21 protein-coding genes and 1 pseudogene are annotated in these 19,630 nt (G+C 61.9%); 11 read left to right on the forward strand and 11 right to left on the reverse strand.

Going from position 1 to position 19,630, the window contains the following annotated elements:
* Positions 1-95 precede the first annotated feature (95 nt).
* From otsA to P3T23_RS16990, 3 genes are all read right to left on the reverse strand, one after another.
* Positions 96-1,493, reverse strand: coding sequence for an alpha,alpha-trehalose-phosphate synthase (UDP-forming) (gene otsA, locus P3T23_RS16980; protein ID WP_429317320.1), 1,398 nt, complete (start codon positions 1,491-1,493; stop codon positions 96-98).
* Positions 1,494-1,604: 111 nt separating this feature from the next.
* Complete coding sequence (locus P3T23_RS16985; protein ID WP_429317321.1) at positions 1,605-2,078, reverse strand: VOC family protein; 474 nt, start codon at positions 2,076-2,078, stop codon at positions 1,605-1,607.
* A gap of 156 nt (positions 2,079-2,234) precedes the next feature.
* Complete coding sequence (locus P3T23_RS16990) at positions 2,235-2,702, reverse strand: VOC family protein (protein WP_429317322.1); 468 nt, start codon at positions 2,700-2,702, stop codon at positions 2,235-2,237.
* Between the two features lie 392 nt (positions 2,703-3,094).
* On the opposite strand from P3T23_RS16990, the gene P3T23_RS16995 reads away from it, so the two are divergent.
* The gene (locus P3T23_RS16995; protein ID WP_429317323.1) at positions 3,095-4,753 is read left to right on the forward strand and encodes a methyl-accepting chemotaxis protein; all 1,659 of its coding nucleotides are present in this window, start codon (positions 3,095-3,097) and stop codon (positions 4,751-4,753) included.
* On the opposite strand, the gene P3T23_RS17000 is transcribed toward P3T23_RS16995, so the two are convergent.
* The 4 genes and pseudogenes from P3T23_RS17000 to P3T23_RS17015 all read right to left on the reverse strand — a co-directional run bounded on the left by P3T23_RS17000 (position 4,722) and on the right by P3T23_RS17015 (position 7,658).
* Positions 4,722-5,447, reverse strand: a complete 726-nt coding sequence (locus P3T23_RS17000) for an alpha/beta fold hydrolase (RefSeq protein WP_429317324.1) — start codon at positions 5,445-5,447, stop codon at positions 4,722-4,724. The two genes, P3T23_RS16995 and P3T23_RS17000, sit on opposite strands and share 32 nt — an antisense overlap.
* Positions 5,448-5,591: 144 nt before the next feature.
* Positions 5,592-6,515, reverse strand: coding sequence for a LysR family transcriptional regulator (locus tag P3T23_RS17005; protein WP_429317325.1), 924 nt, complete (start codon positions 6,513-6,515; stop codon positions 5,592-5,594).
* 17 nt (positions 6,516-6,532) lie between these two features.
* Positions 6,533-7,119: pseudogene (locus P3T23_RS17010) on the reverse strand (IS5 family transposase).
* Positions 7,120-7,178: 59 nt separating this feature from the next.
* Entirely contained in the window at positions 7,179-7,658 is a 480-nt protein-coding gene (locus tag P3T23_RS17015) for a DUF3828 domain-containing protein (protein ID WP_429317326.1), read from the reverse strand.
* 70 nt (positions 7,659-7,728) lie between these two features.
* Here P3T23_RS17015 and P3T23_RS17020 point away from each other — a divergent pair, with 70 nt between their 5' ends.
* The 5 genes from P3T23_RS17020 to P3T23_RS17040 all read left to right on the forward strand — a co-directional run bounded on the left by P3T23_RS17020 (position 7,729) and on the right by P3T23_RS17040 (position 9,781).
* A complete protein-coding gene (locus P3T23_RS17020; protein ID WP_429317327.1) occupies positions 7,729-7,896 on the forward strand; it encodes a hypothetical protein in 168 nt (55 codons plus the stop codon).
* Between the two features lie 337 nt (positions 7,897-8,233).
* Complete coding sequence (locus tag P3T23_RS17025) at positions 8,234-8,539, forward strand: type VI secretion system tube protein Hcp (RefSeq protein WP_429317328.1); 306 nt, start codon at positions 8,234-8,236, stop codon at positions 8,537-8,539.
* Positions 8,508-8,990 carry a DUF2778 domain-containing protein gene (locus tag P3T23_RS17030; RefSeq protein ID WP_429317329.1) on the forward strand — a complete coding sequence of 161 codons (483 nt, stop codon included), beginning with the start codon at positions 8,508-8,510 and terminating at the stop codon, positions 8,988-8,990. The genes P3T23_RS17025 and P3T23_RS17030 overlap by 32 nt, the downstream gene beginning before the upstream one ends.
* On the forward strand, positions 8,987-9,280 hold the full coding sequence (locus tag P3T23_RS17035; RefSeq protein ID WP_429317330.1) for a hypothetical protein: 294 nt from the start codon (positions 8,987-8,989) through the stop codon (positions 9,278-9,280). Before P3T23_RS17030 ends, P3T23_RS17035 begins: the two co-directional genes overlap by 4 nt.
* A gap of 27 nt (positions 9,281-9,307) precedes the next feature.
* A complete protein-coding gene (locus P3T23_RS17040; RefSeq protein WP_429317331.1) occupies positions 9,308-9,781 on the forward strand; it encodes an Hcp family type VI secretion system effector in 474 nt (157 codons plus the stop codon).
* Positions 9,782-9,860: 79 nt separating this feature from the next.
* Here P3T23_RS17040 and P3T23_RS17045 read toward each other — a convergent pair whose 3' ends face one another.
* The 4 genes from P3T23_RS17045 to P3T23_RS17060 form a co-directional block, all read right to left on the reverse strand.
* The gene (locus P3T23_RS17045) at positions 9,861-11,198 is read right to left on the reverse strand and encodes an MFS transporter (RefSeq protein ID WP_429317332.1); all 1,338 of its coding nucleotides are present in this window, start codon (positions 11,196-11,198) and stop codon (positions 9,861-9,863) included.
* Between the two features lie 67 nt (positions 11,199-11,265).
* Positions 11,266-12,219: a hydroxymethylglutaryl-CoA lyase gene (locus P3T23_RS17050; protein WP_429317333.1), complete on the reverse strand. Its 954-nt coding sequence runs from the start codon at positions 12,217-12,219 to the stop codon at positions 11,266-11,268.
* Positions 12,216-13,409, reverse strand: coding sequence for a CaiB/BaiF CoA transferase family protein (locus tag P3T23_RS17055; RefSeq protein WP_429317334.1), 1,194 nt, complete (start codon positions 13,407-13,409; stop codon positions 12,216-12,218). Before P3T23_RS17055 ends, P3T23_RS17050 begins: the two co-directional genes overlap by 4 nt.
* A 108-nt stretch (positions 13,410-13,517) precedes the next feature.
* Positions 13,518-14,453: a LysR family transcriptional regulator gene (locus P3T23_RS17060; RefSeq protein ID WP_429317335.1), complete on the reverse strand. Its 936-nt coding sequence runs from the start codon at positions 14,451-14,453 to the stop codon at positions 13,518-13,520.
* A 203-nt stretch (positions 14,454-14,656) separates the two neighbouring features.
* On the opposite strand from P3T23_RS17060, the gene P3T23_RS17065 reads away from it, so the two are divergent.
* From P3T23_RS17065 to P3T23_RS17085, 5 genes are all read left to right on the forward strand, one after another.
* Entirely contained in the window at positions 14,657-16,276 is a 1,620-nt protein-coding gene (locus tag P3T23_RS17065; protein WP_429317336.1) for an MFS transporter, read from the forward strand.
* A gap of 233 nt (positions 16,277-16,509) precedes the next feature.
* Positions 16,510-17,217 carry a TetR/AcrR family transcriptional regulator gene (locus P3T23_RS17070; protein ID WP_429317501.1) on the forward strand — a complete coding sequence of 236 codons (708 nt, stop codon included), beginning with the start codon at positions 16,510-16,512 and terminating at the stop codon, positions 17,215-17,217.
* A gap of 120 nt (positions 17,218-17,337) precedes the next feature.
* Entirely contained in the window at positions 17,338-17,679 is a 342-nt protein-coding gene (locus P3T23_RS17075; protein WP_429317337.1) for an NIPSNAP family protein, read from the forward strand.
* A gap of 120 nt (positions 17,680-17,799) precedes the next feature.
* A complete protein-coding gene (locus tag P3T23_RS17080; RefSeq protein WP_429317338.1) occupies positions 17,800-19,158 on the forward strand; it encodes an MFS transporter in 1,359 nt (452 codons plus the stop codon).
* 233 nt (positions 19,159-19,391) lie between these two features.
* Positions 19,392-19,625 carry a hypothetical protein gene (locus P3T23_RS17085; RefSeq protein ID WP_429317339.1) on the forward strand — a complete coding sequence of 78 codons (234 nt, stop codon included), beginning with the start codon at positions 19,392-19,394 and terminating at the stop codon, positions 19,623-19,625.
* Positions 19,626-19,630: the final 5 nt, after the last annotated feature.

Raw genomic sequence — 19,630 nt, forward strand, 5'->3', positions numbered from 1 at the left:
GCATCAATATGTTGCCGGGGGCAAACCCGTGCCCAGCCCCGGCCGGACGCCGCCACCCGCCAGTCACGCGCCGAATCTGTCGTTATACGAACCCCTCACACCCGCTCGTCCTGCGGCGCCTCAGCCAGCGCATCCAGAAAGCTCCTGGACCACCAATGCACGTCCTGCTGGCGAATCCGCTTCATCAGCGCCGCGTGGCGATTGATCCGTTCCTCCTGCGGCATCGTCAGCGCACGCTGGATCGCGTGGGCCGTGCCCTGTGCATCGTAGGGGTTGACCAGCAGCGCCTCTTTCAACTGTTCCGCCGCGCCCGCGAAACGCGACAGCACCAGCATGCCGGGATCCGCCGGATCCTGTGCCGCGATGAATTCCTTGGCGACGAGATTCATCCCGTCGCGCAGGGGTGTCACGAGCGCCACGCGGCTTGCGCGGTACAGCCCCGGCAAGCGCTTGCGGGCTACGTTGCGGTGAATGTAGCGAACCGGCATCCAGTCCAGTTCGCCGTAATCGCCGTTGATCGCACCGCACAGGCTGTCCATCTGGCGGCGCAGATCGTCGTACGCCCCCACGCTTTCGCGGCTCGGCGACGCAATCTGGATCAACGTCGCGCTATCGCGGTTCTCGGGATAATGAGCGAGCAGTTCCCGAAATGCGTGCACGCGCTGCGGCAGCCCCTTCGAGTAATCGAGGCGGTCTACGCCTACCAGCAGACGCCGCCGCGAGTATTCTTCGCGCATCCGCGCGAACATGTCACGCCCTTCCTTTGCATTCGCGAGACCGACGAACTCGTCGACGTCGATGCCAATCGGATAGGCGTCGACCTGTAGCGTACGGTTGAATGCACGCAGCCGTTGCGGGCCAATCGGCATCGCATGCGCCTCGGATTCGACGTAATGCCTGAAGTGCCCGAGATCGACGTGACCCTGAAAGCCCACCAGATCGTAGGCGAACAGCGAACGCATCAGCCACTCATGCTCAGGAATGGCTGCCATGATCATCGGCGGGGGCATGGGGATATGAAGGAAGAAGCCGATCCGGTTGCCGCATCCCATCGCCCGCAACTCCGCTGCGAGCGGAATCAGATGGTAGTCGTGCACCCAGATCAGATCGTCGGGCTTGAGCAGAGGCAGGAGCTTGTGCGCGAACAACTGGTTCACGCGCCGGTATCCGGCCGAGAAGCGGGTATCGAAGTCGGCGAGGTCGAGCCGGTAATGAAATACCGGCCACAGTACGCCGTTCGCATAGCCCAGATAGTAGGTGTCGTGATCCTGCTGGGTCAGGTCGACCGTCGCGAGACTGACATTGCCGAACGTTTGTATATGAACGCCGCTCTGCCCATCGATGCCATCCGGATCGCCCCGGATTTTTCCGCTCCAGCCGAACCACAGGCCACCTGTACGCTGCAGACTTTCCCGCACCGCCACCGCCAGTCCGCCGGCTGCAGTCTTGCGCGGATCCGCCGTACGATTTGAAACAACAACGAGACGACTCATGCGATCTCCATGTTCATCCTCCCAGAACATGTCTTCCTGCGGTCAAAATGTCAATATCATCGTACATTCTGCAGCGCTGCCGGATCGGGTTGTATCAGTTCACGCTTACCGTCACTCCCGCCTGTAAGCCTCCTCCAGCACGTTGATGTCGAGCTTGATCATCTTCATCATCGCCTCCATGACGCGCTTTGCCTTCGCGGCATCCTTGTCCTGCAGCATCCGGCCGAGCGCATTGGGAACGATCTGCCACGTCAGGCCAAAGCGGTCCTTGATCCAGCCGCACTGCATGGGCTCGCCGCCGTCCATGAGGCGGTCCCAGTAGCCGTCGATTTCCTGCTGCGTTTCGCACTTCACGAAGAACGAGATGGCAGGCGTGAACGCAAACTCCGGACCGCCGTTCAACGCCATGAACTCCTGCCCTTCGAGCTGGAACGTCACGGCCATGACGCCTCCCTTCGGGCCCGGTCCGGCTTCGCCGTAACGCATGACGTCACCGATCCGCGAGTCCCTGAAGATGCTGGTGTAGAACATTGCGGCCTCTTCAGCCTTGTCGTTGAACCATAGAAACGGGGATATCTTCTGCATGGCAACTCCTTGTTCGGGCCTTAAGGTCGAACAGCACACAGTAGCCAGCGGGTAAAGTACAGTAAGCCGGCACACAATGCCTTTCGTCCACGACGCCGCCAATGCGCGACAGCCGCGTCCCCGGGCTGCGAACGCCCGGGCACGCGGCCGCTCGCCCTACTGCCCCATCTTGCGCATCGCTTCCTGCATTTCCTCCGGCGTCACATCGCGTTTGTGCGTTGCGACAGACCAGCGGTGCCCGAACGGATCCTCCAGTTGCCCGTAACGGTCGCCCCAGAACATGTCGGCGACCGGCATCGTCACCTTGGCCCCGGCCGCGACGGCCTGTTCGACCGTGGCATCGGCGTTCTCTACATACAGGTGAATCGTGACGGGCGAGCCTTTCAGCGCCTTGGGTCCGAGCGCCCCGTGCTCGGGCATTTCATCGACCAGCATGAGCGTCGAATCGCCGATGCGCAGGCTGGCATGCATCAATCTGCCTTGCGGGCCCGGCAGGCGGACCAGTTCGACGGCGTTGAAGGCTTTCTTGTAGAACTCGATGGCGTCGGCGGCGCCGGCGCAGACCAGATGCGGGGTAAGCGCGTGCATCCCCTCCGGAATGGCCTTGACGGCAGGCGTAGACATGGTTGCAGCTCCTTTGGTGGGTTTCGTCAGTTGAGAGAGGCCGCCTGAAGCGCAGACCTCCACCCGTACGACGCGCCAGCGGCTGGATATTCGACACGTTTCGAAAAAAAAAGATTTGCCGGGAAACGGCTGCACCCCGACATGTTCGATCGTTTCGAACGTTTCGACCTGCACCATCGCCCCGCAAACGGAAGCGCAGGCCAGCGTGCGCCCAGACGCAATCAGGGTTTTCCTCCAAGGGTTTTTCTCCACGCATCCCCGCCCCGTTTCTGCCGACAACCCATAGAGGTGGTCACGCCGAGGCGCGTCGCCCACACGACCGCGCTACCCGGACGCGATCGCGACACACCCGGTTCTCCAGATGTTTTCGACAGGCATACGAGGTTGCCGCAATGCACAAACTCAGCTTCAGGAAGAAACTCTGGCTGCCCCTTGCGATCAGCCTGATCGCCCTCTTCATCGTGACGATATCGGCAGCATGGATGTCGCGTGAGACGCGCATCGAAGAGCGCAAGAACGATCTCGTCAACGTCGCGCATATCGGCCTCAGCATCGTCGAAGAATATGCTGCACTCGCAAAAAGCGGCGCACTCACCGAAGCGGAAGCGCGCAAACAGGCACTCGAGCGGCTCCGCGACGTGCGTTACGGCGAGGACGGCTACTTCCTCGTGATCGACTCGACCCCGCGGATGGTGATGCATCCGATCAAGCCGGCCATGAACGGCAAGGATCTGAGCAGCAACGCCGACGCCGATGGCCGCCACCATTACGTGACCTTCGCCAGAGCGGCCCAGGCGCCGGAAGGCGGTTTCGTCGACTATGTGTTTCCGCGCCCCAAGGCGGCTTCGACGGAAGCAGTCGGCAAGCTCGGCTATGTCGTGCGCTACGCCCCATGGGACTGGATCATTGCGACAGGCGCCTATGTCGACGACATCGACGCCGCGCTGGTGCGCTCGCTCTGGTTCGCCGGCGGCGTGTTCGTCGTGCTGGCGATGCTGCTGGCAACGCTGGTAGCGTTCGCCAATCGCAGTATCCACCGCACGATAGGCGGCGATCCAGGCCATGCGGCGCAGGTCGCCGATACGATCGCTTCGGGCGACCTCGGCTTCGCCATCGAAACGCACGCCGACGACACCGCGAGCCTGATGGTAGCGATGCGCCGCATGCGCGATGCGCTGGCCCGCACCATCGGCCAGATCCGCAACGCCGCCGATCACGTCGCCACCGCGTCCCGTGAAATCGCCACCGGCAACGCGGATCTGTCGGCACGCACCGAGAGCCAGGCGGCATCGCTTGAAGAAGCGGCTTCGAGCATGGAGGAGATCACGTCGATGCTGCGCCAGACCGCCGATAACGCCAGCACGGCCAGCCATCTCGCGACCGGCGCCGTGCAGATCGCCGATCGCGGCGAAGCGATGGTCATGGAAGTCGTCACCGCCATGCGCGCCATCTCAGACGAGTCGCGCAAGATGGCGGACATCGTCGGCGTCATCGAAGGCATTGCGTTCCAGACGAATATCCTCGCGCTCAACGCCGCCGTCGAAGCCGCCCGCGCCGGCGACGAAGGACGCGGCTTTGCCGTGGTCGCCGGCGAGGTCCGCACGCTCGCACAACGCAGCGCGACGGCGGCGAAGGAGATTCGCGGCCTGATCCAGAGCGCAGTCGGCAAGGTGGGAACAGGTGCCGAACTCGTCGAACGCACAGGTGAGACGATCCAGGAGACCCGCGCCGCCATTGCGCGCGTGACCGGCGTCGTGCAGGAGATCGCGGCGGCCGCGGCACAGCAGAGCAGCGGCGTCGAACAGGTCAACAGCGCGGTCGCACAGATGGACACGATGACGCAGCAGAACGCCGCGCTGGTCGAGCAGGCCGCGGCGGCGGCAGCGTCGCTGGAGGAACAGGCGCGGCATCTGCAGACCGCGGTCGTCAGCTTCCGGATCGGTTCGGCGGATGACGGCAGCGAACGGCGCATGGTTGCGGGCTCATCAGGAACGGCGTCAGGCGGTTCCGGCAGAGCCCTTATAGCGACGCCCGCTCCAGAAACTTTCTGATCTCGAGAGAGTAGGCGCCAGGATGCGAAAACCTGAACATGTGACCGGTGCGCGGCATGATTACTTCCTGCGAACCCTTTATGCCCTTCAGGAGGATCCCCGCGGCTTCTTTGCCGATCAGCTTGTCTTCCTCGGGAGTCAGGATCAGCGTGGGGACGTCGATCTTCTTCAGCAGGGCCGTATAGTCCGTCGTCTCGATCGAGCGTATGCGGTTGACGTAGGCCTTATGCGGCGTCTCCCTGATGAAGAAAGCGCGACTCTTGCCGGTTGACCAAGGTATCTCCCCCTCCTTGTCAAACGACGAAGCCAACTGCGCTGCGTGGACCGGAAGGGTTACCTGTCGATAAAAGGGCCCGGGGAAGAACGGTGCAAGCGCTGCCAGCGTCTTGAGCAAGGGTGAAGTGATCGGGCTCCTGGCAAAACCGCCAGAGAGCACCAGGCCCTTCAGGCCCTTCGGCTGCCGCGTCGCAACCGCGATCGAGGAGACCGCGCCGTACGAATCGCCCACTAACACATAGCTCTCGAGGTCCTTCACCTGGTCAGCGATGAAGTCAGCCAACGTTTCCAGCTCGCACACGTCGTCCGGCAAACGAAGTGTACGCATGGTGCGACTCTGCAAGCAGGTTAACTGGTCAAGCTGCCACGGAGCTCCTGCGAAGCAAGGGATCATGACCAAGGTGGGGTCTGTTTTCATGGCGTACTCCTGGCGGGTTGAATAAACGACAACCGAACTCTAGGAGGCCCGAGGCATTCGATCCAATGGCATTTACACACCATGTCGATGCACAAGATTCATGGCCCCTTGGTCGCTCCAACGGCAGCAAGCCCCTGCCGAGGCTTAGTCGGCGATCATCATGTTCGTAATCCACTGAACGGCGGGTTCGTTGGCGCGCCCCCGGGCTCGAATAACGAGCACCTCCCACGTTGGTAACGCCAAGGGGAGCTCAAAAAGGCTCAACTGCGCGGTATCCTGCATCCGCAGTGCGACTCGCTCGGCGATAACGGCAATCGATTGCGAAGCGCCGACCAGGAAAGGAACAGCCAGAAAGCTGGGGCAGGTGGTGATCACCTTGCGGGTACGACCGAGGGTCTCCAACGCATCGTCGACAGCGCCCCGCGTATCGCCGCGCGGCGAGACCAGAATGTGGGGCAGCCGAGCGAAGTCATCTAATTCTATGTGGAGCTTCTTGCCTCGCTTGACCAGAGCTGGGTGACCCTTGCGCGCAATGCCGACGAAACGCTCCTTATGGACAAGCTGGCAATCAAAACGCTGCGGGATCTGGGCGAAAGAGCCCGACCCTATTACGATGTCGAGATCGCCGGTGTCTAACATGCGCAGAGCGGATTCGATATCGGCCGGCCTGAGCCTCAGCACGGCACCCGGCGCAGCGGCTTGGATCTTGGCCAGAACAGGGGCGATGACGGTCAATATGGCGTGATCAGTGGCTGCCACTGAGAGCATCGCTTGCAAACGACCTGGATCGAACGGGCCACGTGGACTGGCGACGAGCCTGACCGACTCGAGCACCGCCGCCACTCGGGGCATTAACTCGATCGCCAGCGGCGTTGGCTCGATCCCGCGGGGGTTACGAATGAAAAGCTGATCAGCAAAAGCAGTACGCAGCCTCGATAAAGCGTGGCTGGTTGCGGACTGGGACAAATGCAATCTTTCGGCGGCGCGGCCGACGTGCCTTTCGGCCCAAAGCGCCTCAAGTACAACCAGAAGGTTGAGATCGAAACGCGTCAGATCTAGGGGCTTCATGCTGTATCAGGCTCTGCTTACGTTTTAACGTAAGACCCGAACGCGCAGGCAAGGGACGCAAACACGAGATAGCTGTCCGCGAGCTTGTCGTAACGCGTGGAGACTCGACGAAAATGATTGATACGGTTGAAGAAGCGCTCAACAACAACGCGTGTGCGATACAGCGTGCGATCGTAGCGGCGTTTGGTCTTGCGATTCGAGCCAGCCGCATCCACGGCCAGATGCAGCTTGGTACTCACTCCACCTCGGGAACGTCCGAGCGCTTGCGGACCGCTTTTTGTGAGGCACCAGCCGAATGCTGGTGGGCTCGTACGATAGTTGAGTCGATCAGGATGTGCTCGATTACTGTCTCGCCTGCGAGCGCATGGACAATCCGTTGCCAGAGTCCCTTGGGTCGCCAGCGGGAGAGCCGGATATACACCGTATGCCACCGGCCGAATTCGGCTGGAAGGTCGCGCCACGGGCTGCCAGGACGAGCAATCCAGAGAACGGCCTCCAGGAACCAGCGGTTGTCCGCTGCTGTGCGTCCCTTGTCCCCTTCCTTGCCTGGCAAGATCGCATCGACTTTCTTCCATACATCGTCACTCAGTGGTGTGCGAACCATCCTGTCCTACTCGTGCAAAAGACAAGATGTAAACACATTTCAGTAAATGTAAACAGAGCCTAGTCTTTCGGGTCGTACTGATGGTAACCCAGATAATTACCAGTATTCTCGACCTTGATTATTTTCCAGAGACTCGCCTCCTTCCTCACGAAGACCACCACGTCCGTTTTTTCCTTTGCTCCAAAAGTAACAGGTATAACCGCTACCTCGCCAAGCATGATGGTTGGGTGCAGAACCATGTTGTGAAGCCACTCCTTTTCGTCGTAATCCTGCACCTTTGTAAAGTAATCGCTTTCACCTGGCAGCCGGTTATGCCTGAAATCGTCCCTTAGGTTATCGACGGTTGATTTTGCCACATAGCGATATATGGCGTTATCCGTCAGCTGGTAAGGCCCGGCCTGCCTTTCAAAATACCAGGTGTAAAACGCCCTGACGGTCGCCTCGGGCGCGTTTGGCTCGCCGGCCGTGGCGACTTTCATCAGGCACAGACCGGCAACCAGCGCGAGCGCGGCCAGGAAAAACGGAAAATATTTTCTCATTCTCAGTCGTGCCGATAGATTTTATAAGACGGCGTATTAGCCCTGTATTCCGGTCCCGGATATAAAAGCCGTGCATCTGCCTGAAATCAGAGATCCAGATCTGCCCGTCGAACATCGCCATATGTCCGTCATGGTGAATGCCGGTCGCCTGAATGACCACTACATCGCCCCTTCGCGGTTCTCCATGTACTTCATAAAAACCAGCGCTGACCAGCGACGCGCCGTTGTTTTTCGCTGATCCAGTGCGCATGAGCCAGATGCCGCCCCGCTCGATCGCCCTTCGGGTATATTCCGCACACCGACCTATGCTGTGGGGCTCTGCGTGTGAACGAAGGTAATGTACAGCACCGGCTTTGTCCCATGCCATTTTTATTAGACTCCTGCAACACGAAGGAGCCTTACCTTTATTGCCATCCCGAAACAAAGTCTAAGATCTGACAAAAAATTGACGTTGGAAAGTTCTGTTAAAGCCGTAAATTTCGCTGGTCAGAACGTTAATCTTTGTCACGCACCAGATAATTTGCAGAACAAAGCTGCTATAAGTGGCCCTCCTTTCTCAAATCAGGAGCACTTATATGGCAAGTCCCTTGCATTTGTGGTTGAAAGTTGCGGACGGTACCCCGATACGGGCATCAAGCGAAGTGCTCGGCCGCGAAGGCAGTATCGAGGTATTGAGCATCGCGCACGGCATGCATGCGCCCACCGATGGACACACCGGAATGCTCACTGGCTCGCGCATTCATCACCCGCTCTCGATTGAAAAGGATATCGACAAATCCACGCCCATTCTCTATCGCGCAATCGCACGCAGTGAAACATTTAGCGAGGCCGTGTTGAGGTGGTCCACACATGACCGTTTTTTGCACCTTCACGCTCAATAATCGAGAAACATCACAATTGACGTGCGCGGGCTTCGGCTCGGTCGAAGCCTATTCGGGGCAAAAGCAGGGGCGAGACAATCCGAACGCTGTTGATATGCCCGATATGGGTGCACTGCCACCAGGCACCTACTATCTGGTCGACCGGCAGTCAGGCGGGCGACTCGGGTGGCTGTGGGACTGGATCAAGGCGCACATCACCAGCACCGATCATCGTACATGGTTCATGCTGTGGAATGCCCACGGCGGTGATACCACGATCATTCACGGCATCAGGCGCGGAGCCTTTCGCCTGCACCCCGAAGGCGATATGCGCCTAAGCGAAGGATGTATTACCGTGAAGAATCCGAAAGACTTTGAGCGCCTGCAGCACTACATACGGCTTTCTTCACCTTCGATGCCAGTGCCAGGCAATAGCGATCTGAAGGCATATGGCAAGGTTGAAGTCCGATGAGGCGCATCACGGTGCTCGGGTGGTGGCTCGCATCATTCGTGGTGTGGTTCCTTCTCGGCCATCTGCTCGCAGGGCTCTTTCTGCATATCTCATGGGATGTGCCGCTTTGGCTTCAGCACGGCATTGAATGGGTGCTGCGCAAGGTCGAGCCCGACCCACACTATTACCCCGATTCGTACGACATTGAAGGCGCATTAAGCCTGCTGCTATTCATCATCGCCTATCTGTTCGCCACCGTGATCGTTGTTCCCGCAAGCGTCATTGCATGGCGATGCACTCACCCACACTGACTATCCCAAACACAAACCGAAGAGTACATGGCTGATATGTTTATCAAGATTGCTGGCATTGCTGGCGAATCACAGGATGAGGTCCATGAAGGCGAGATTGACGTGACTGGTTGGCACTGGAAAATGTTCCAGCCATCGTCAATGATGTCGGGCTCGGGCGGCGGCGCTGGCAAAGCCACTATCAACGATCTTCAGTTTCTCCACCAGATCGACCGCGCAAGCCCCAATCTCATGCGCTACTGCCTCACAGGCCGCCATATCCCTGAGGTCATTCTCTGTGTACGCAAGGCAGGCGGCGTGCCGCTTGATTTCCTCAAAATCACGATGGGCGATGTGATCATTAGCGGTGTTGAGCCGGACTGTGTGGGAGGCAATTATTGGGAGCGTGTAACGCTCTCATTTGCGCGGGTCAAACAGGAATACACCATACAAAGCCGACTCGGCACAAGCAATGGCACCGTTACCGCTTCATTCGATATCAAGGAAAATCTGGATCGGTGATAGTCAGTGATGGCCCCCCGCTTGTTAGTGTACGAAAGCAGTTGACCGGCAAGCCTCGCGGTCACCTGCCTTCAGCGGCTCAACGCCCCGCCGGATAGTCCTTGCTGCGCAGTGCGGCGGGCACGCCGTACAACAGGATCAGCGCACAGATCAGGCTCATCGCGCCGATCACATAGAGCGCCGGCGTCGTGCTTCCGGTCACGTCCTTGATGCGTCCGACCATCACCGGGCTCACGATCCCGCCCAGTTGTCCCAGCGTGTTGATGAGCGCGATGCCGCCCGCCGCGCCCGCCCCGGTCAACAGCTTCGGCGGCAGCGCCCAGAAGGCCGGAATCGACGCCACCACCCCGGCGCCCATCACGCCAAGCGCAACGATCAGCAAGCCGGTCTGTTTGTCGAAGAGGCCCGCTGCGAAGAAGCCAAGCGCAGCCATCACGAGCAGGCCGCATACAAACTTCCGTCGCTCGCCCGATGCATCGGACATCCGGCCGACCACCACCATGCAGATCGCGCCGCACACGTAGGGGACCGCCGTCAGCAGACCGATCACCGTGGGATTCTGCGTGCCTGCGGCGCGGATCAGATGCGGCGCCCAGAAGTTGAGACCATACGAGGCGACCTGGATCAGGAAGTAAATGAGCCCAAGCGTCAGGAAGCCGGGCGTCCTGATCGCCCCGAACAGCGAATGACCGCCGGTGTGGCGCGGCTGCTGCTGCGCGATCCGTGCAGAGAGGTACACCTTCTCCGCACCCGACAGCCAGCCGGCATCCTCGATGCGGTCCTTCAACAGCTTCAGGACCAGCACGCCGAGCAGAACGCACGGCAGGCCGCCGAGCAGGAACAGCCAGTGCCAGCCGGGCATACCCCATACGCCGCTCAGATGACTGAGAACGAGCCCGGAAAGCGGCGCCCCCACCAGCCCGGAAAACGCCGAAGCGAGGAACAGCAGCGATGTGATGCGCCCGCGATAGCTGGCCGGAAACCACAGCGTCAGGTAGTACAGCACGCCGGGCGCAAAGCCCGCTTCCATCGCGCCGATCAGAAAACGCAGGCCGTAGAACTGCCACTCGTGGCTGACGAACACCATCGCCGCCGTCGCAAGCCCCCACGAAATCATGATGCGCGCGATCCATCGCCGCGCGCCGACCTTGTACAGCATCATGTTGCTCGGCACTTCAAAGAGCACGTAGCCGATCACAAAGAGGCTCGCGCCAAGGCCATACGCGGTATCGCTGAAGCCGAGATCCGTCTGTAGCTGGAACTTTGCGAAGCTGATGTTGATGCGGTCGAAGAACGCGAACAGGTAGCAGATCATGATGAGCGGCATCAGCCGCCACGCGACCTTGCGAATAATCGCGCTCGTCCCCTCGCTGGTTTCCGGAAGAATGTCTGCCTTGACGGCACTCAGGTCGCTCATGCTTGTCTCCGTGCCGGACTGGCTGACGGGCCGTCCGGTCGTATCTTTGCTGAAGAAAGTTGCGGGTTCAGACGATGCTGCGCACGTACTCGGGCGCAGGGTGCAGATCGCCATTGCGGCCGGCTTTGGCCAGCTGTCCGGGTACGTCATGCCCCAGCAACGCGGGCAATCCGCGTGACAGCCCGATCAGCCTGGCCAGATCGATGCCGGTCGGAATACCCATTTCGTTGCACAGGTTCACGAGATCTTCCGTGCAGATGTTTCCCGACGCGCCGGGCGCAAAGGGGCATCCGCCGAGGCCGCCGAGCGCCGCATCGAAACGGCGCGCGCCCGCCTCGTAAGCCGACAGCACATTGGCAAGCCCAAGGCCGCGCGTGTTGTGAAAATGCAGGGTCAGCGCATCTGCCCCGATGCGCTCGAGCACCCGCGCGACGAGCCGCGCAACCTGACGCGGATTCGCCATGCCGGTGGTATCGGCGAGCGTGATGCCGTGCATGCCGAGTTCGAGATACGCATCGACAATGGCCAGCACACGGTTTTCGTCGATCGTTCCTTCGAACGGGCAACCGAACGCGGTCGCCACCGTGCCGTTGAGTGTGACGGGCGATCCCTTGGCAAGCGCGACGATATCGCCGAAGCCGCTCAGCGAGCGCTCGCAGCTCATCCGCATGTTCGCGCGGTTGTGCGTCTGGCTGGCGGACATCACCAGATTCAGCTCGTCGGCGCGGGCGGCGATCGCACGCTCGGCACCCTTCACGTTCGGAATCAGCGCAATGTAGATCACGCCCGGAGCGCGCCTGATGCGCTGAAACACGGCCTCGCCGTCCCGGAGCGCCGGAATCGCTTTCGGCGAGACGAACGAGCCTGCTTCAATGCGCGTGAAACCGGCCGTCGAGAGGCTGTCGATCAAGGCGATCTTGTCGTCGGTCTCAACCCATGTGGGTTCGATCTGAAGCCCGTCACGCGGCGCGACTTCCTGGACGATGAGCCGGTCCTGCAGTGTGTGATTGAACGCGTTCATTGCACGGCTCCTTCGCGGCGAAGCCGCTCGATTTCGTGAGGATCGAAACCGAGTCCAGCGAGCACCGTGCCGGTGTGTTCGCCGAGCGTCGGTCCTGGCCACCGCACTTCGCCCGGCGTGTCCGACAGCTTCGGCACGATGCCCGGCATCTTCACGGATGTGCCATCCGGCAGGCTCGCCTGCAACAGCATCCCGCGCGCCTGATAGTGCGGATCGGCGACGATGTCCTCGATCGAATAGATGCGGCCGGCGGGCACCTGGGCCTGTTCCAGCGCGGCGAGAATGTCATCCGTCGAGTGATGCGAGGTCCACGCGGAGATTGCCTGATCGAGCATCGTGCTTTGCGCCGCGCGCCCATCGTTGTGCGCCAATGACGGATCGTCGGCAAGGTCCGGGCGGCCGATCAGGTTCATCAGACGGCGGAAGATCGGATCGCTGTTGCCGGCGATCACGACATAACCTCCGTCTTCGCTCGGATAGGTATTCGATGGCGCGATGCCGGGCAAGGCGCCGCCGCTGCGTTCGCGCACATGGCCAAGCAGGTCGTACTCGGGTACGAGGCTTTCCATCAGGTTGAACACGCTTTCGACGAGCGAGACATCGACGACCTGTCCGTCGCCCTGCCCGGTCTTCACGCGCAGGAGCGACATCAGCGCGCCAATGACGCCATGCAGCGACGCAAGCGAATCGCCGAGACTCACGCCGACGCGCGCCGGTGCACCATCCGGCTCGCCTGTCGTGTAGCGGATGCCCCCCATTGCTTCGCCGATCGCGCCGAAGCCTGGCCGGTCGCGATACGGGCCGGACTGACCGTATCCGGAGATACGCACCATCGTCAGCTTGGGGTTGAGTGCGTGCAGCACGTCCCAGCCGAGACCGAGCCGTTCGAGTGCGCCGGGACGAAGATTTTCGATGACGATGTCGGCGTCCGCCGCGAGCCGCTTGACGACGTCGATGCCATCAGCCGATTTCAGATTGACGCAAATCGATTTCTTGTTGCGCGACTGCAGATACCACCACAGCGACGTGCCTTCATGGAGTTTGCGCCACTTGCGCAGCGGATCGCCGTCATTCGGCGCTTCGATCTTGATGACTTCCGCGCCGAATTCCGCAAGCATCCTGGCGGCGAACGGTGCGGCGATGAGCGTGCCGATTTCGATGACACGGATACCCTCGAGGGGGCCACTCATGGTGCTGTCTCCTGACTGTATCTCGAATGGGAGACAGCTTAGGAGCGCACCCGTCACCGCGTCCAACCGCATTTCGGCAAGCAGCGTTCGCGAAACGCGAACGCTCGCTCAGCGAAGCGGGGTGCGGCTCGTGCGTCCTTCGACGGTACTCAGGTGGTCGAACAGCAGGCGGCTCACAGGCGAGAGCGCGTCGACATCGCGCACAACGATGATGAGGCTGCGCGCGGCCCACTCTTCATCGAGCGTCACGGCCGTCAGACCCAGCGAACGCCCGATCGCGTTGTAGACATCGAGCGGCAGCACGCCGAGCCCCATGCCCGCCTGCACCATGCGGCACACGGCGTCGAACCCCGGCACATGGATGCGCAGCCGCAAGGGCCTGCCTGCCTGACGCGCGGCGAGATGGGTGCGCATGTTGATCGAACTGGCCGCGTGCAGGCCGACGTGGTCGCTGTCGAGCGTGTCTGCAAACGTCACGCTATCCCGGCCAGCAAGCGGATGGTCGTCGCGCATCACAATCACGAGGCGATCGTGCCGGTAGTGCGTAACGTGCATTCCGCGAGTATCCGCATCGCCGGAGCAGATGCCGAGGTCGACCAGACTGCCGGCGACGGCCGCAATCACGCCGCCGCTCGGCCGCTCTTCGAGTTCGATCCTCACCCGGTCGTTGATCGCGAGAAAGGCGCGCAGATCCTCAGGCAGAAATTCGACGATCGCCGACAGGTTCGCCATCATGCGCACGTAGCCGATCACGCCCGTTGCATGCTCGGCGAGTTCGAGGCCGATGTTCTCGATGTCGCGCAGCACGCGGCGCGCGTGGTGCAACAAGGTCTCGCCGGCAGGTGTGAGTTCCATGCCGCGCGCCTTGCGCACGAACAGTGCGGAGCCCACCGCGTGTTCGAGTTCGAGCAGCCGCTTGCTCGCGGCGGACACCGCGATTGCCTCGCGCTCGGCCGCGCGCGTGAGCGTGCGCTCTTCGTAGACCGCCAGAAACAGTTGCAGCGTCGTGAGGTCGAGCTTTCGTAACAGGTTGTTCAGCGCCATGCTCTGACTGGAGTCGGTCGAAACAGATCGGTAAAAGGGGCATTTTGGCCCAGATCGCTGCGTGCCGCGCGATACGCTCACAAGACCCGCTCATGGCGCGCGGCGAAAATTTCGACGATCGGCTAAAAATGCGCCTCAGTACGCCTGTCGCTCGTTGACGCGGATTGTTATGCTGGTGGCTCACTTTCCGCGCAGGGGTGCCCGTGGCCGATCCGGATCGTCTCGCCAAGCCGCGCCGCGTAACGCACGCCGTCGCCGCGCAAGCCACCCCGTGCGATGAACTCGTCATCCGCACGCAACCGACCACGGTGGATCGCCCGTGCATGCGCAAGCGACTGGCGCTCGCCTCGACCATCCTCGGCTCAAGCATGGCGTTCATCGACGGCTCGGTCGTCAACGTCGCGCTGCCGTCGATTCAAACCGAACTGGGCGCGAGCGTCGCGGCGATCCAGTGGGTCGTCGACGCTTACCTGCTCTTTCTCGGCTCGCTGGTGCTGGTGGGCGGTTCGATGGGTGACCTGCTCGGCCGGCGCACGGTGTTCGTCGCAGGCATCGGACTCTTCACGCTCGCCTCGGTGGCATGCGGCGTGGCGCCGGGGTCCGGCACGCTGATCGCCGCGCGCGCCGTGCAGGGCATCGGCGCCGCCATGCTGGTGCCGAGCAGTCTCGCGATCATCGGCGCCGTATTCGATGATCGCGAACGCGGGCAGGCGATCGGCACATGGGCGGGCGTCGGCGCGATCACCTCGGCAGTCGGGCCGGTCGCGGGCGGCTGGCTCGTCGACGCGTTCTCATGGCGCGCAATTTTCTTTCTCAACGTGCCGCTCGCGTGCGTCACGATCCTGCTGGCTGTCATGTCGGTGCCCAACAGTCACAAGGCCGATGGGCCACGTCAACTCGACTGGCCCGGCGCGCTCACCGCCGCAGGCGGGCTTGCCGCGCTCACCTATGGGCTGACGATCGCTTCGTCGCGCGGCCTCGTTCATTCGCTGGTGCTCGGTTCGATCGGGATCGGCGTGCTCGTGTTGATCGCGTTCATCGCGATCGAATGGCACAGCAGCAATCCGATGATGCCGCTCGATGTGTTTCGCTCGCGCGACTTCGTCGGTGCGAATGTCGTCACCCTGCTGCTTTATTTCGGCCTGAGCGGTGTGTTCTTTTTCCTGCCGTTCACGTTGATCCGCGCGCATGGCTTCAGCGCCACGCAAGCCGGCGCGGCGCTCTTGCCCGTGCCGGTGATCATCGGCCTGCTGTCGCGCTTCACGGGCGGGCTCACGGCGCACTTCGGACCGCGCGCGCTGCTGACCGTGGGACCCGTCGTTGCAGGTGCAGGCTTCGCGATGCTCGCGTTGCCGTTTGCCAGCGGAACATACTGGAGCGGCTTCTTTCCCGCGATGGCCGTCATCGGGCTTGGCATGACGATCACCGTCGCGCCGCTCACGACCACCGTGATGACCGCCGTCGCGAGCGAGCGCACCGGCGTCGCCTCCGGCATCAACAACGCGGTGGCGCGCGTGGCCGGGTTGCTGGCGATTGCGGTGCTGGGCATCGTGTTCGTGTGGTCGCATAACGCAGTGCTGTCGACGCGGCTTCATGACCTGAACGTCCCACTCGACACGCACCGAAGCGGGCAGTTGCTGGAGCCGCAAGCCGCCGCGCTCCCTGCCGCCGGCGGCCTGCAGGCGCCCTCTCACACGCCGCTGGCGGTCGCGCAAGCCGATGCGATCAGCGCCGCGCTGCGGGCTGTGGCGCTGGTATCCGCGGCATGCGCATTCGCCGGAGCAGCCTGCGCGGCGGCGATGCTGCGCTCGCATAAGCGGTAGCGCACATTCAAACACTGAATATGCGATTTGCATTGCTGTAAACCTTTGATTCGATGGGATACTTTTTCGATCGCGCGCTTGCGGCGTTCCAGATAGACTTCGCAGCGAAGAACAGCCGGTCAGCCATCGCCTCGGGGATTCAGAAAAGGGCGGGCAAGACGGCCGTTGCACTGTCGTGACACCAGCGCGGGACGACTTGCGCTTTCGTCAGCCAGCATCAACGAGGTTTCAAAATTACAAAGAACAACACTCCGCCCGCCCGCCGACGGCCGAAGCAGGCGCGCTCGACATTTGCGCGCGATGCCATCCTCGAAGCCGTTGCGCGGATACTGGAAAACCACGGCAGCAGTAGCGTGACCACGCAGCGCGTCGCGGACATCGCGGGCTTCAGCATCGGTGCGGTCTATCAGTACTTTCCGAACAAGGAAGGTCTCGTCGAAGCGCTCGCGCTGCGCGAACTCACACGCCTTACGTCGATGATGGAGACAGTGCTCGAAAACCCGGCGCACTTCGGCACAGGCGTCAACACACGACGGATGATTCGCGTGATGACGGAGTTCATTGGCGAGCGCCCACGCCTTTACGGCATTCTGCGTGCCGAGTGGGCGGATGCGCCCGCGTACACTGAACTGGCGCAAGGCATGCGCAACTATTTCGCGTTGATCTCGAACGCGCTCAAGAACGAAAACCCGGAACTCGGCGAGCGGATCGCATCCGATGAAGCGCGGTTCGTGCTGTTTCGCGCGATTTCCGGGGTCGTGCTTGCCACGTCGCTCGAACGGCCGGAATTGCTCAGGACCGCGGCATTCGAGGATCAGATGGTGCGGCTGATTCTTGGCTTCATTGCGTTTGACGTGCCACCGCACGATGAAAAGGCGGACTCCGACAGCGGCGTGTCCGCGCCGGACGCTGGTTCGAACGCCCCTGAATCTCCAGACTGACTACAGGTTGGCGGATTCGACATCCATGCTTCAGCTTCGCGTGAAACGTTCCCGTTCTGCGGTGCGCATACTGCAAACATGCCCGGACACCTGCCGGGCCGGTCCCAGGGGAGCGCACACATGACCATCACCTGCTTCATCCGTTACCAGATCGACCCTTTCCAGCGCGATGTCTTCAAGGAATATGCCGAGCAGTGGGGCCGCATTATTCCGCGCTGCGGCGGCCATCTGGTCGGCTACTTCCTGCCTCACGAAGGCACCAACGACATCGCGTGGGGCTTGATCGCCTTCGACAGTCTCGCGGCCTACGAAGCCTATCGCGCGCGGCTGAAGACCGATCCCGAGTCGCTCGCGAACTTCAGGCTGGCGCAGACGAAGCGCTTCATTCTTCGCGAGGAACGTACGTTCGCGGAGGTGGTCGACGGTACGTTCGGCATTCCCGCCGGATCGGTTGCAGGGTAAGATCGCCGCTCCAGAACGTCGCTTCCCGGCAAGTCAGCGTCGCATTGGTGCGATGCCGCCGCGCCAGCAGCCAGTACAGTCGGAAGCACGACCCTCACTGTCCGGCACAAGGCGCTCACGATGAAACCGGCGAACGAATCATGGACCCGCGACCAGGCGGGCATGTCCTCCTTGCCGGACGACCTGCAGCCATCCGCATCGGTCAAGCCGTTCGGCGCAAGCGACGTGCCGTTCCCGGCCGGCGACCTGCCCCTCGACGCCGCGCCGCCGGCCGCACCCACTTCATCGGCCGCCACGCCGGACAGCCTGCAATCCACAGTCAGCCTGCTTGTCGGCTACGCCATCCTGATTACCGGCAACGGCCTGCTCGGCACACTGATTTCGCTGCGTCTGATCCAGCAGCAGACGCCCTCGATCGTCGTCGGTATCGTGCAGTCGGCGTACTACGTGGGGTTTCTGATCGGGGCGCTGTGGGGCGGCGTCCTGATCGGACGGGTGGGCCATCATCGGGCGTTCGTGACCTTCGCTGCCGCGTCGGCGTGCTGCGCGCTCGGCTATCCGCTCTGGAGCGAGGCGGCCGTATGGGTCGCACTGCGGTTCATTACCGGGTTCTGCCTTGTCGGTATCTTCACGGTCGTCGAAAGCTGGCTGCATGCGGTGGCAAGCAATGCGCAGCGTGGCCGCGTATTTTCCGCGTATCTGATCACGAACTATCTGGGCGTCGGCACGGGACAGTTCCTGATCGGTCTTGCCGATACGTCCAGCTTTATCCTGTTCAGCGTGGTGAGCGCGCTGTTTTCGGCGTCGCTGATTCCGGTCGCGCTGGCCAATACCGCGCCGGTCGCGCATGCGGATCACGACAGCCCTACCGGCACCGCACGGCTCGCGCTCGGCTTCTCCGGTTTGCGCACGGCGTTCCGGCTCGCGCCGCTCGGCGCGTTCGGGTGTCTCGCAGCCGGCATGCTCAACAGCGGCTTTTACACCATGCAGCCGGTGTTCATGCGGCACGTCGGCTATCCCGTAGCCGATGTGTCGCATTTCATGGGCTTTGCGCTGCTCGCCGCGCTCCTTCCGCAATGGCCCGTCGCGCGTCTTGCGGACCGCTTCGACCGCCGGCTGATCATGCTTGGCATCGCGTTGCTGTCCGGGACGTGCAGCGTGCTGCTGTTTCTGTTCCATAGCGGCGCGTTCGCCGAAGCGATCGGGTACCTCTATGTCAGCGTCGTGTTTTCGCTCTATGGCGTCGTTACGTCATATGTCAACGACAGCATTCTTGCATCGCAGCGGATTGCAGTCAGCGCGGGGCTCCTGATGATCTTCGCGATCGGCGCAAGCTGCGGCCCGACGCTCGCATCGGCGATGATGGGACTCACCGGGCCCGCGGGCCTCTATCTGTTCACAGCTATCGTCACCGGCACGCTCGCCACGTTGACATTGCGCAGCCTGCGCGCCGGGCGGGTTGCATGGCGGCTGGAGTAATCAGCCTCGCTCCCGCCAGTTGACGCAGATGAACAGCGATTGCCTGGGAGCGCGAACCCTTCCGGCATCCGCAAGCGGCGCTGAAACCCGATACACACCGATGGCATTTGCGGTCGAGCGGCCCGGAACGCTCGACCATGTCGGATTCTTATCGCAGATATATCCGATCATGCTTTGCGGTAATCACCGCGTGCGCGCAAGCTTTCCCGTGTGATGCACCGAGGGAGTGAGCGATGCCTGCCAGACAATCTCCGCCTGGTCCCTGCACCGGCCCGCACGCGAGCGACATGCACCCTGACATGCATGCCGATGCGCCCGGTCCGTTCGATCGGCCCGATCCCTCCGATCCGCTCGACGAACGCGCCGCGCTCACGGTGCATCTGTTCGGTCCTGGTTTTGCGGCCGTCATCATCGTGAGTCTCTCGCTCACCTTGACAGTGCTGATTCGATGGTTCATCAGCGCATGACGCGG

The organism is Paraburkholderia sp. GAS448 (genome assembly GCF_050435685.1).
In the GTDB taxonomy this organism is placed as follows: Bacteria; Pseudomonadota; Gammaproteobacteria; order Burkholderiales; family Burkholderiaceae; genus Paraburkholderia.